Annotated in this window: 10 protein-coding genes and 1 tRNA gene; 9 read left to right on the top strand and 2 right to left on the bottom strand. The window is 68.2% G+C overall.

Features of this window, described 5'->3' with window-relative positions:
• Positions 1 to 125 precede the first annotated feature (125 nt).
• Together AB0F29_RS18195 and AB0F29_RS18190 are read left to right on the top strand one after the other, a co-directional pair.
• Positions 126 to 1,274 (top strand): VCBS repeat-containing protein, encoded by a 1,149-nt coding sequence (locus AB0F29_RS18195; protein WP_361873192.1) that lies wholly within the window; start codon positions 126 to 128, stop codon positions 1,272 to 1,274.
• A 140-nt stretch (positions 1,275 to 1,414) separates the two neighbouring features.
• A complete protein-coding gene (locus AB0F29_RS18190; RefSeq protein ID WP_361873190.1) occupies positions 1,415 to 2,401 on the top strand; it encodes a Yip1 family protein in 987 nt (328 codons plus the stop codon).
• Between the two features lie 164 nt (positions 2,402 to 2,565).
• Here the strand turns inward: AB0F29_RS18190 and AB0F29_RS18185 are convergent, their stop codons facing one another.
• Together AB0F29_RS18185 and dcd are read right to left on the bottom strand one after the other, a co-directional pair.
• Complete coding sequence (locus AB0F29_RS18185) at positions 2,566 to 3,066, bottom strand: phosphoribosyltransferase (protein ID WP_361873188.1); 501 nt, start codon at positions 3,064 to 3,066, stop codon at positions 2,566 to 2,568.
• Between the two features lie 6 nt (positions 3,067 to 3,072).
• Positions 3,073 to 3,648: a dCTP deaminase gene (gene dcd, locus AB0F29_RS18180; protein WP_007452873.1), complete on the bottom strand. Its 576-nt coding sequence runs from the start codon at positions 3,646 to 3,648 to the stop codon at positions 3,073 to 3,075.
• A 672-nt stretch (positions 3,649 to 4,320) separates the two neighbouring features.
• On the opposite strand from dcd, the gene AB0F29_RS18175 reads away from it, so the two are divergent.
• The 7 genes from AB0F29_RS18175 to AB0F29_RS18145 all read left to right on the top strand — a co-directional run bounded on the left by AB0F29_RS18175 (position 4,321) and on the right by AB0F29_RS18145 (position 11,925).
• Positions 4,321 to 4,394 (top strand) — tRNA-Gly (locus AB0F29_RS18175).
• A 160-nt stretch (positions 4,395 to 4,554) separates the two neighbouring features.
• Positions 4,555 to 4,749 carry a type II toxin-antitoxin system Phd/YefM family antitoxin gene (locus tag AB0F29_RS18170; protein ID WP_361873186.1) on the top strand — a complete coding sequence of 65 codons (195 nt, stop codon included), beginning with the start codon at positions 4,555 to 4,557 and terminating at the stop codon, positions 4,747 to 4,749.
• Between the two features lie 29 nt (positions 4,750 to 4,778).
• Positions 4,779 to 5,144, top strand: coding sequence for a hypothetical protein (locus tag AB0F29_RS18165; RefSeq protein ID WP_018960871.1), 366 nt, complete (start codon positions 4,779 to 4,781; stop codon positions 5,142 to 5,144).
• A 29-nt stretch (positions 5,145 to 5,173) separates the two neighbouring features.
• Positions 5,174 to 5,464 (top strand): hypothetical protein, encoded by a 291-nt coding sequence (locus AB0F29_RS18160; RefSeq protein ID WP_018960870.1) that lies wholly within the window; start codon positions 5,174 to 5,176, stop codon positions 5,462 to 5,464.
• Positions 5,465 to 6,118: 654 nt separating this feature from the next.
• Positions 6,119 to 10,909, top strand: a complete 4,791-nt coding sequence (locus tag AB0F29_RS18155) for a DUF6531 domain-containing protein (protein ID WP_361873184.1) — start codon at positions 6,119 to 6,121, stop codon at positions 10,907 to 10,909.
• Positions 10,910 to 10,917: 8 nt separating this feature from the next.
• On the top strand, positions 10,918 to 11,289 hold the full coding sequence (locus AB0F29_RS18150; RefSeq protein WP_361873182.1) for a DUF6193 family natural product biosynthesis protein: 372 nt from the start codon (positions 10,918 to 10,920) through the stop codon (positions 11,287 to 11,289).
• Positions 11,290 to 11,352: 63 nt separating this feature from the next.
• The gene (locus AB0F29_RS18145; RefSeq protein WP_361873180.1) at positions 11,353 to 11,925 is read left to right on the top strand and encodes a DUF6193 family natural product biosynthesis protein; all 573 of its coding nucleotides are present in this window, start codon (positions 11,353 to 11,355) and stop codon (positions 11,923 to 11,925) included.
• The last annotated feature ends 96 nt before the right edge of the window (positions 11,926 to 12,021 follow it).

Here is a 12,021-nt window from a genome sequence, read left to right as displayed (position 1 = left end):
CGAAGACGGACAGCGAACACCGAAGACGGACAGCGAACGCCGAAGGCGGACAGCGAACAGCGGCGGCGGGCAACAACACACGACGAACAACGAACGAGCGACGAACGAGCGACGAACGAGGCCCCGTGCGCCCACGCATCACGCACCCGAAGGCAGCAGTCACCACCAGGGCGACGGCCGCCCTCGCCGCGGGCTGCGCCGCTCTGCTGCTCGCCCTCACCGGCTGCGGGAGCCCCTCGCCCGTCGACGCACCCTCTTCCCCCGCCTCCGGGGACAAGAACGGCGACACCGCGCCGAAGGGACAGTCCCGGACCCGGGCGGACACGGCGCGCATCCCCGTACCGCGCGGATCCGGCAGCCGCGTCCCGTACGACTTCAACGGCGACGGCCACCGCGACCTGGTCATCGACGACCTGGTGAAGGCCCCCGAGGACAGCCACGGCGACGACGCGGGCATCGGCGTCGTCTACGGCTCCGCCGACCGCCCCCTGGACCCGGCCGCCCGGCAACTGCTGAGCGCCCGGGCGAACGCGGCGAAGTCCGGCGACACCCTGCCCGCCGCGTTCGACGCCGAGTCGGCCTGCGACCTGGACCGGGACGGCTTCACCGACCTGATCGTCTCCACCGACCCCCCGTACAACGGCATCGGCGCACCGCCCGTCCCCCTCCAGATCCTCTTCGGCTCCCCGCAGGGCCTGACGGGCCAGGCGGTCACGGTACGCATCCCGCAGAAGGCCCGCTACGGCGACGAGTGGCCCGAGCAGCCGGTCTGCGGCGACTTCGACGGCGACGGCAAGGCCGACCTCGCGGTCACCGCCAGCGCCGGCCAGGTCACCTTCCTGCACGGCCCCTTCACCCGCACCGGGGCCCCGCGCAGCGCGGAACTGCTCCCCGACGGCGGCCCGTACCTCTACGCCCCCGAGCCCAGGCCCGACACCGACGGGGACGGCTACGACGACCTCGTCGCCGCCGCCCGCCCGCACGCCCCCGGCCAGGCGGCCAGGGGCACCCTGCTGCTCGGCTCCGCGAAGGGCCCGGCCCGGCCGGGCGGCGCCTACGCGTTCCGGGCGGAGGAACTCCCCAACGCGCCGCTGAACGCGACGGGCGCCACCCACACCACCCTCCTGGACCACGGCCACTACGACGCCGACAAGAAGCAGGACACGGTGGTGCGGACGTGCCGGGGCGAGCACCAGGACCTGATCGCCCTCTACCCGGCGGGTAACACGGACAGGTCGGCCCTCACCTTCTCCACGGCGCTGTTCCTCCCCTGAACTCCCCCTGAACTCCCCCTCCCCGGGCCCGGGGTACGGCCCCTAGGGGCCCCCTAGGGGATGTCACAGCTCGGCCGCAAAGGCGGACGTGTTCCCCCGGCCCCCACCCCCCAACCCCGGGGACCAGGTACGTTCGACGGGTGGCTGGATTCAGGATCGGACGCGGCCGGGACAACCGCACCCCGCAACAACCGCAGCAGCAGCGGCAGCAGCCGTACGGAGGGCAGGCACCACAGCCGCCGTACGGTGCTCAGCCGTGGCCGACGGCAGGAGGCCCCGGCAACGGCGGAGCGCCACCGCCGTACGGCCCGCCGCAAGGCGCCCCGTACAACGCGGCCGGCGGCTACGCGGGCCCCGGACCGGGCGGACACGGCGGACAGGCCGGACACGGCCAGGGCCCCCACGGCCACGGTGGCCACGGCGGCCACGGCGAGCCGGAGTACTTCGGCGACCCGTACGCGGACCCCGCGCCCCATGACCCGTACGCCAACAACCCGGGTCACACGCAGGCGTTCCGCGTCGACGAGGACCCGTACAACGGCGGCAACACCTACCAGGCCGGCTCCGCCCCCGTCCCGCCGCCGGGCCCGCGCCTGCGCTGGAAGGAACTGCTGACCGGCATCGTGGCGCGCCCGGGGCCGACGTTCTGGCAGATGCGGGACTACCCGGTCTGGGGCCCGGCGCTGGTCATCACGTTCGTCTACGGCCTGCTGGCGCTGTTCGGCTTCGACCAGGCGCGCGAAGAAGCGATCAACGCGACAATCTCGACGGCCATCCCGTACGTCCTGTTCACCGGCGTCGGCTTCGTCATCGGCGGCCTGGTCCTCGGCGCGGTGACCCACACCCTGGCCCGCCAGCTCGGCGGCACGGGCTCGTGGCAGCCGACGGTGGGCCTGTCGATGCTGATCATGTCGATGACCGACGCCCCGCGCCTCCTCTTCGCCCTCTTCCTGGGCGGCGAGAACCTCCTGGTCCAGATCGTGGGCTGGCTGACCTGGCTGGCGGCCGGGGCGCTGTTCACGTCGATGGTCAGCAAGTCGCACGACCTGCCGTGGCCGAAGGCGCTGGGAGCATCGGCGATCCAGCTGATCGCGCTGCTGTCGATCATCAAGCTGGGCACGATCTAGTAAGCCTCGTTACGCACGAGAAGGCCCCCGGAGCGGCGCAGGACGCACACGCTCTCGGGGGCCTTCTCCGTACACGGATAACAAAGCTGTGTGACCAGGGGACCACCGGACCACCGGACCACCGGACCACCGGACCACCGGACCACCGGGGGACCCTAGGGGGCCTACGCGTCGAAAACCTGCCCATCCCGCCGCACGACGGGCTTCTCCACGCTCCACGGGAAGTTGATCCACTGATCGGTCTTCTTCCACACGTACTCGCACTTCACGAGTGAGTGGGACTTCTCGTAGATGACGGCGCTGCGCACCTCGGCGACATGGTCGACGCAGAAGTCATGGACGAGCTTGAGCGTCTTGCCCGTATCGGCGACATCATCCGCGATCAGGACCTTCTTCTTGGAGAAGTCGATCGCGTTGGGCACGGGCGCCAGCATGACGGGCATGTCCAGAGTGGTGCCCACCCCCGTGTAGAACTCCACGTTGACCAGATGGATGTTCTTGCAGTCGAGCGCGTAGGCGAGCCCACCGGCGACGAAGACGCCACCCCGAGCGATGCTGAGGACGACGTCGGGCTCGTACCCGTCGTCGGCAACGGCCTGCGCCAACTCGCGCACGGCCCGCCCGAAGCCCTCGTAGGTCAGGTTTTCCCGCACGTCACTAGCCATGGTTGATCACACCTGGGTCCGATGGAAGTTCTGGAACGACCGCGAGGCCGTCGGCCCCCGCTGCCCCTGATACCGCGACTCGTACCGCTCGGAGCCGTACGGGAACTCGGAGGAAGAGGTCAGCTTGAACAGGCAGAGCTGCCCGATCTTCATGCCCGGCCAGAGCTTTATCGGCAGGGTCGCGAGATTCGACAGCTCCAGGGTCACGTGCCCGGAGAACCCGGGATCGATGAACCCGGCCGTCGAGTGCGTCACCAGCCCGAGCCGCCCGAGCGAACTCTTGCCCTCCAGCCGCGAGGCCAGATCGTCGGGGAGCGAGATCACCTCGTACGTGGACGCCAGCACGAACTCCCCGGGGTGCAGGATGAACGCCTCGTCGCCCTCCGGCTCGACCGTACGGGTCAGATCGGGCTGCTCGACGGCCGGATCGATGTGCGGGTACCGGTGGTTCTCGAACACCCGGAAGTAGCGGTCCAGCCGCACGTCGATGCTCGACGGCTGCACCATCGAAGGGTCGTACGGATCAATACGGACTCGGCCGGTGTCGATCTCGGCCCGGATGTCCTTGTCTGAGAGAAGCACGTCCCGAGGATACGCAGAACGCGCGAGCCCACCCCAACCGGACCACCCGCGCGCCTGCAGAACACCTCCGCCCCGCTACCTACGCGCCCCGCGCGCCCGCCGCCACAGCTGCCGAGCACGACGCACGTGCCCACAACGGCTACCGCCACCACTTCCCCAGCCGACTGTCCCGCGACTACTGCGACCGCCACGTGCTACCCGCCACGGCCTACCGCCGCTTACTCCCCCCCCGCTGTCACTACCGTTACTGAACCCCTGCGCCCTACCGCTTCTCCAACGCCACCGGCACGGCCTGCCGCAACCGGGCACACCGAGGACAGCGGATCAACCGCCCGGGCCCGATCCGATCGGCCCCGAGCTGCTGCAGCGGGAACGACGAGGTAGCGAAAACATGCCCTTCGGCACAGCGGACGACGGTGCGCTCCATCGGATCCATCAAGTCCCTTCCCCAACCACATATGGACGAGAAAGCCACATTAGGGGATGAACGGGACGCCACTCCACGCGGCACTCCGACCACCCACGCTACGCCCCCAACTCCCGCCCATCACACCCCCGTCCACGCCCCCTCCCCCACCGGACACACAACACGGAGGCCCCACGGCTCATCCGCCGGGGGCCTGGCATGGGGTAGAGTGTGGAACGATGCAGCGCCGGTGATCGGCACGCTTCGCGGGTGTAGTTTAATGGTAGAACATGAGCTTCCCAAGCTCAGAGCGCGAGTTCGATTCTCGTCACCCGCTCCACATGAAGCCCCAGGCCAGCGGCCGGGGGCTTCTTTGTTGTCACAAGCCCGATCAGGCACCCGGCGCCCGCTCTGCACCCGATGTGCCCGTTGGCTTCCTCCAGCCGTCGCACCCTACGGGCACATATGTCAACTATGATAGTTGCTATACGCTTGAGCGTATGGAGACGAAGACGTACACAACCATCGACCTGCGCAAGGGGATGGGCGAGATCCTGGACCGGACCCGGATCGCCGGCGAGGCCGCCGCCATCACCCGCAAGGGAAAGACGGTCGCCTACCTGGTGCCGGCCGAGTGGTTCGAGCAGATGGCCCGCGGGCGCCAGTCGTACGAGGACCGACACGAGGCGGCCTGACCCACCCTCCACACCAAGGAGCACGAACCATGCCCGCCCACGCACTCCACTTCGATGGGTACGAGGGGGAACCCCTGCGGTTGCCGCCCATGCCCGAACACACGCCTCAAGCACTCCGGTTGGCGATTCAGGAACACACTCCGCACCTTCTCCCGGACTTTGAGGCGCACTGGAAGCGCGTCATCGGCGACGCCTTCAACATCACGCCCGTGCCCGCCTTCATGCGTCTGTGGTGGACGCAGTACGCCATCGCCCGGAATCCCGTCCTCGACTCGCACCTTCGCGACCTCGAAGCCCGCGCCGCCAAGTCCGAGGACCCCGAGGAGTCCCTTCGGCTTCTGGAGGAGTACAGCCGCCTCCGGCACGAAGCCGCTGAGAGGAAGCCCGGAGAGTGATCGACGAACCACTCCGGCCGCCTTGGCAAATGGACTGGACGAAACAGGCGCAGCACGACTTCCAGAACATGCCCGCCGAAGGCAGTGACCTGATCATGAGTGCCCGTGCGGAACTGATCACAGCCGAAGACCCCTACTTCCGGGGGATCGACGCCGACGCCTCGCTCCCGCACTGGATGACCGTCCGACCTCTGGCCTCCACAAGCCCCGGCGGCCCCCACATCGTGGACCTGGCCGGCGGACGCGGCTGGCTCATCTACACCTTCATGCGGCGCCACGCCGATCCCCAGATCGTCGTCACCGAAGCCTTCTGGGCCTGACGTCTACGCCACCGGAGCATCTGCAGCACAGATGGCTCCCGTTCCGTTTTCCGTCACCCGCTCCAGCACAGAACCTCAGACTGATGCCCCACAGTCGACGTGCCCCATCCGTGCCCAGCAGAACGGACAACAGCGGTCAGATACGGCTCTGAGAGACAAGGGACCATCCACCTGCCCGCTGCAAAACCCCAGTTCAGGCCCCCTCTGGCAGCCCAAGCACCGTTGATTCCCAAGCTCAGAGCGCGAGTTCGATTCTCGTCACCCGCTCAACGACTAAGGCCCAGGTCATCGACCCGGGCCTTGTTTGTTGTCTGGACCACTTCAGGTGTCGTGCACCAGATCCGGGGCAGGCCGTGCGCCCTCGTGCGACTCGGACAACCACCGGGCGACCCTCCGCAGCTCACCTCGAACCGTGGGCGTCCCCGCAGCCGCCCACGGAGGCCCCCTCCCACCGCCTCGCCGCCCGGCGCCGCCTATCTCGCTGCGATAGCCCAGGCTCCGGGTGTCCACGGTCTCACCTCGCAGCTGTCCGCTCGCACGTACCCGCCGACTGTGAACGATCTTGGTGACGCGGCCCGGAAATGAGATCCTGTTCGCACGTGCGTTCAGTGAACGCAGCTTTGTACGGGGGGACTTCGCACTGTGGCTGTAACCGTGCCCGATTGGGCCGACACCATGCTTGACCTCATCGGGATCAACTGGCCGAACGTCGACGAAGACGCGTACCGGGACATGGCCGACGCTCTCCGGGAGTTCGCCGACGATGTCGAGGACGACGGTCACCTTGCCAACCAGCACGTGCAACGTTTGCTGTCCTCCGGAAGCGGCGAAGCTCTCGACGCGCTCAAGGGCCACTGGGGCAAGGTTCAGAAAAAGCACGTGAAGGACCTGGCCGGCGGTGCGCGGACGATCGCCGGAGCCTTGGACAACGCGGCCACGGCGATCGAAGCCATGAAGTACGCGGCAATCGTCCACCTGGGCGTGCTGGCAGGCAAGGCCGGCATCTCCATGGCGCTGATACCGGTGACCGGCGGGCTCTCCATGCTCATCGGTGGGGCGGCCATCGCGGTCGCCCAACAGGCCATCCGCCGGATCATCAAGGAGTGCATGGAGGAGGTCGTCGGTTACATCGTCTCCGCCCTGACCGAGCCGGCCGTCGCCGCGCTGGAGAACATGGCCGCGGACCTCGCCGTACAGGTCGGTGCCAACGCTCTCGGCCTCCAGGACGGCGTCGACATGAACCAGGTCGGTCAGTCGGGCAAGGAAGGCTTCAACGAAGGGGTGGCGGGTGCCAAGGATTCCCTCCAACTCGCTTCGGCCGGTGGCTCCGGTCCAGGCCCCGCGCCCGGGAAGGGCGTGCACATCGAGCACTCGGAGCACACGCGCGCCGGTACCCAGCTGAACCTCGTCAGCGTCAACGTGCACGGCAGGACCGCGGGCAAGCTCTCCAAGGCCAAGACGTCCCACGGACGCACCCGCGGCAAGGACGACATCGCCGGCGCCCTGGACCCCGTGATCGACAAGGCCATGAAAGCGCTCGGCAAGGCCAACAAGGCCATGGGCGACCACGTAGGCAAGGCACTGCCGAAGGCAGTCAAGGAGATCTCCGACAACCAGAAGAAGATCGAACTGGACATCAAGGAGATGATGTCCAAGGGCGTCAAGGTGCAGAAGGGCGACGAGAGAGACCGTTCGCGCCCCGATGCACCCCGGAACTCCACCCGCACCAAGGCCGACGCGCTGAAGAACGCCAAGGACGAGCCGCGCCGCAACGCCATCTCGCTGGAAAAGAAGACCTGCGAGAACGACCCGGTGGATGTCGCCACCGGCGAGATGACCCTCCCGCAGACCGATCTGGCCATGCCCGGAGTCCTTCCCCTGGTTCTACGCCGGACCCATCTCTCCGGCTACCGCTACGGCCAGTGGTTCGGGCGCAGCTGGGCCTCCACGCTGGACGAGCGGATCGAGCTGGACCCCCTCGGCGGGGGCGCGGTGTGGTCCCGGGAGGACGGTTCACTCCTCGTCTATCCGCGGCTGCCCCTGCCCGAGGACGACGACGGGGTACTCCCCGTGGAAGGCCCACGGCTGCCGATCCGGCACGGAGGCCAGGGCAACAGTGAAACCACCTATCTCGTCACGGATCCCCGTTCAGGGCTGACGCGTTCCTTCCGCGGCGGCCCCTATAACGCGTCCCCCGCCTACTGGCTCAGGGAGATCGAGGACCGCAACCTCAACCGGATCGACTTTGCCCGCCTCGGGGACGGCAGTCCGACCGCCGTCGTCCACTCCGGAGGCTACCGGGTCGCCCTCGTCGTCGAGGACTCCCGAATACGTGAGCTGTCCCTGCGTACGCCGGACGGTCCCGTCACCGTCATGCGCTACGGCTACGACCCTCTCGGCAACCTCGACGCCGTCATCAACTCGTCCGGGCTGCCGCTGCGTTTCACGTACGACCCGGACAACCGGATAACCTCGTGGACCGACCGTAACGGCTCCACGTTCCGCTATGTGTACGACGATGCCGGCCGCGTGGTCCGCACGGTCGGCCCGGACGGCTATCTGTCGTCCACGTTCGCCTACGACGTCCATCCGGAGACGGGCGACCGCGTCACCCGGTACACGGACTCCCTCGGCGCGACCAAGGTGCACCAGTTCAACGACCGGCTCCAGGCCGTCGCGGAGATCGATGCGCTGGGCGGCGTCACCCACCGCGGCTTCGACCGGTACGACCGTGTGCTGTCCCGGACCGACCCCCTCGGGCGTACCACCACGTACACCTACGACGATCACGGAAACCCGGTCCGGGTCGAGCACCCCGACGGTACCGTCGCCCGGGTCGAGTACAACGAGCTGAACCAGCTGGCCGCCGTCACCGGCCCCGACGGCGGGACTTCGCGGCAGGAGTACGACGACCGGGGCAACCCGACGCTCTTCACCCGGCCGAACGGGACAACGACCCGCCTCACTCACGGCCCGCAGGGCCAGCTCCTCGGAGTCGACGACTCCTTGGGCGCGCTGGACCGGCTGCGCTGTGACGCGGCCGGTCTGCCGCTGGCGGTCCGCGGGCCGCTCGGTACGGTCACCCGCTACGTCCGGGACGCATTCGGACGCCCGGTCCGTATCACTGATCCCCAAGGCCGCACCACCGAGCTGGAGTGGACGGTCGAGGGGAAGCTCGCCCGCCGGACGGAACCCGACGGCTCACAGCAGTCGTGGACGTACGACGGAGAGGGCAACTGCCTTGCGCACGCCGACGCGACCGGCGGCGAGACCCGCTTCGAATACACCCACTTCGATCTGGTCTCCGCCCGCACCACACCGGGCGGCGCACGCCAGGAGTTCACCCACGACACCGAGCTGCGCCTGACCCGGGTCACCAACCCCCAGGGCCTGACCTGGGAGTACACCTACGACGCGGCAGGCCGCACCAGCGCGGAGACCGACTACGACGGCCGCACCCTCCGCTACTTCCACGACTCCTGCGGCCAACTCCTCTCTCGTACGAACGGACTCGGCCAGACGGTCCGCTACGAACGCGACCTCGCGGGCCGGGTCACCGCCAAGGACGCCGACGGGAGCGTCACCCGCTTCACCTACGACATCCACGGCCGCCTCGCCTCGGCGACGGGGCCGGACACCGACCTCTCCTTCGTCCGCGACAGCTCGGGCAGGGTCCTCCGGGAGGTGTGCGGCGGCCGCGGACTGGTCAACACCTACGACGAGACCGGGCGGCGCACCCGTCGCGTCACCCCGTCCGGTGCCGTCAGCTCCTGGTCCTTCCCGGTCGGTCGCACCGCCGAGCTGACCGCCTCCGGCCACCGGCTGGGCTTCCACTTCGACGAGACGGGTCGAGAGACCGGCCGCCGGATCGGTGACGCGCTGACCGTCGACCTCGCGTACGACCAGGCGGGGCGCCTGATCGATCAGCTCGTCCGGACGACCGGTGACCGGGTCCTCCAGCGCCGCACGTACACGTACCGCCCCGACGGCCATCTCGCCTCCGCCGAAGAGCTGACCGGGAGCCGCAAGCGACTGGAGGTCTCCCGTGACGGCCGGGTCGCCGGCGTCACGGCGGAGAACTGGTCGGAGCAGTACGCGTACGACGAGGCCGGGAACCAGACCAATGGATCCTGGCCCGGTGCGGGCGACGCCTCCGGGCCGCGCGAGTACGCCGGAACGCGCATCACCCGTGCCGGCCGTGTCCGGTACGAGCACGACGCCCAGGGCCGAGTGATCCTGCGCCGGAAGACCCGTCTCTCCCGCAAGCCCGAGACCTGGCGCTACGGCTGGGACGCGGAGGACCGCCTCGTCTCGGTCACCACGCCGGACGGTACGCGCTGGCGCTACCTCTACGACGCCCTCGGGCGGCGCTCGGCCAAGCAGCGCCTGGCCGAGGACGGGGCGACGGTGGCCGAGGAGGTGGCGTTCACCTGGGACGGCGACACTCTTTGCGAACAGACCACGTTCACGACGGGCTCCGCGGATTCCGTCGCCCTCACCTGGGACCACGACGGCGTGAAGCCGGTGACCCAGGTGGAACGCCGGCTCGTCGACCAGACGGAAGTCGACAGCCGCTTCTTCGCGATCATCACCGACCTCATCGGCGCGCCTCGTGAACTGGTCGACGAACAGGGTGAGGTGGCGTGGCGCACCCGCTCCGCCCTGTGGGGAGCCACGTCGTGGAACCGCGACGCCGACGCTTACACCCCCCTGCGCTTCCCCGGCCAGTACTTCGACCCCGAATCGGCCCTCCACTACAACCGCCACCGCCACTACGACCCCGAGTCGGGCCGCTACCTCTCCCCCGACCCGCTCGGTCTGACCCCGGCCCCGAACGCGGTCACCTATGTCGACGACCCGACGCGGTGGATCGACCCGCTGGGTCTTGCGGGGTGCCCGCACCGGAGCGGGGAGCACAAGCACAGTGTGGTACTGGGGGTGAATCAGGAACCCACCAACGCCTCGAACTCACTGGCCGAGCATCTCCGCGCCAACGGTGATCCAGGAGCTCACACCTATAACGGGGACGACTACGCCGAGGTCGAGCAGAGCGGACCCGTCTGGATGACGAACGTCATGGCCGCAGTGGGCGACCGCAACACCACGTTGTCCATCACGCTCGACGGGATGCCGAACAGTAGAGGCGAGTACGGCAACTGGAATACCCCGGAGACGATCGTGGATGCATTCCAGACCGCCGCCCGGAACGGGCAGCCGTTCGGCCCGATGCCCGGTAACCTGCCGGGCCCAGGTTTGGGGACGGCATGGGAAATGAGCGTCGTCGCACGGAGTGTGCGCATGTACGAGTCAGATGTGATGTTCAACGAGCCCGATCCGCTCGGGCGCCCCTGGGAGGAGATCCACTGGTACTCAGGGAATGAGAAAATCGATGTCCCGAAGCCTGATATTCCCGAGATACAACCTCCCAAGCCCAGGAAGGAATGATGCACAGAATGACGAACAACGAGGACCTTGAGCGAGCTGCGGAGCTTGTCGCGGAGAAGTGGAGAACCATCCTCGACTCCGAATCCAACTTGATCAATCCCGCCATGCCCCGGGCAGCATATGCGGATCAGCGCCTGCGTGAACTATTCCCCATCGTCAGCCACGGTGCCCTGTATCTCAGCCGATGCATCCGTTCTCCGTGGACCCGAGACGTGGGCGCCCTGTTCCGACGCGGCGGTGGCGGGTTCATGGTGATCCGCCAGTCCGACGGCACGGTTCTGGGGGAGCCCGACACGGTGGAGCAGGCGGTGGCCCTAATCGCCGCCAACCTTCCCGAAGGCTGCGGGCCGGCCATCGACGGGTCTGTTCACGACCTATGAACACACCTGCTAGTAGCGCAGAGCCCCGAAACGCGGCCGCGATAGTGGCGGCGGAGTGGTCTGATGTCCTGTCCTAGGAGACAGACCTCATCATCCGGCCGTTCCCCGAACTGCGACCGCCGTTCGTCGCTGCGCGTGCTCTGGCCCATGGTCAGCCACGGTGTCCTGTATCCGAGCCGGTGCACCCAGTGGCTCTGGCCACGTGATGTAGGTACGGCCTACCCGCTGGCCAAGGGTGGATACCGAGTGCGTCGCGAGTCGGACAAGTCTGTCCTCGGGGAGGTCGACACCGTCGAAGAGGCATACGAGTTGATCGCCGACGACGATCAACGGGAGGGGGGGGTGACCGACTACGACCTCCCGGCCGCACCGGACGAACGTATGCCCCTTCTTGTCCGGAGGTGCCTGGCGTACGTGTGCGCCTGCCTTCGGAAAGCACAGGAGGAGTTCGGTGAGACTCAGGTGAAGGCGTACGTCTCCCTGTCCTTCGCCGATACCGAGGAGGCTCTCCTCACCTCCAACGTCACCTTCTGCACCCCGCTTCCCGACATTCGCCCCTATAACCCGGACCTGGAGGCTGTCACGGACGCGGCCGTTGGGGAGATCTCGCTGGAGGACTGCTCGGCTTGGTCATGAGGGCCCCTTGGCCCCTCTGCTCGTGCCCCATCCGTGCCCATCGGAGCGGACAACAGTGGTCAGGTGCGGCTTCCACAGACCAGGGCCATCTCAGCC

It is taken from the genome of Streptomyces sp. NPDC026589, from assembly GCF_040638385.1.
Taxonomy (GTDB): domain Bacteria; phylum Actinomycetota; class Actinomycetes; order Streptomycetales; family Streptomycetaceae; genus Streptomyces.
This window is presented reverse-complemented; position numbering and strand designations above follow the sequence as displayed.

What these genes read in the sequence shown, in the direction of transcription:
- AB0F29_RS18170 (WP_361873186.1), top strand. Translation starts at nt 4,555, where the DNA reads ATGGAGACGAAGACGTACACAACCATCGACCTGCGCAAGGGGATGGGC.
- AB0F29_RS18145 (WP_361873180.1), top strand. Translation starts at nt 11,353, where the DNA reads ATGTCCTGTCCTAGGAGACAGACCTCATCATCCGGCCGTTCCCCGAAC.
- AB0F29_RS18165 (WP_018960871.1), top strand. Translation starts at nt 4,779, where the DNA reads ATGCCCGCCCACGCACTCCACTTCGATGGGTACGAGGGGGAACCCCTG.
- AB0F29_RS18185 (WP_361873188.1), bottom strand. Translation starts at nt 3,066, where the DNA reads ATGGCTAGTGACGTGCGGGAAAACCTGACCTACGAGGGCTTCGGGCGG.
- AB0F29_RS18160 (WP_018960870.1), top strand. Translation starts at nt 5,174, where the DNA reads ATGGACTGGACGAAACAGGCGCAGCACGACTTCCAGAACATGCCCGCC.
- AB0F29_RS18150 (WP_361873182.1), top strand. Translation starts at nt 10,918, where the DNA reads ATGACGAACAACGAGGACCTTGAGCGAGCTGCGGAGCTTGTCGCGGAG.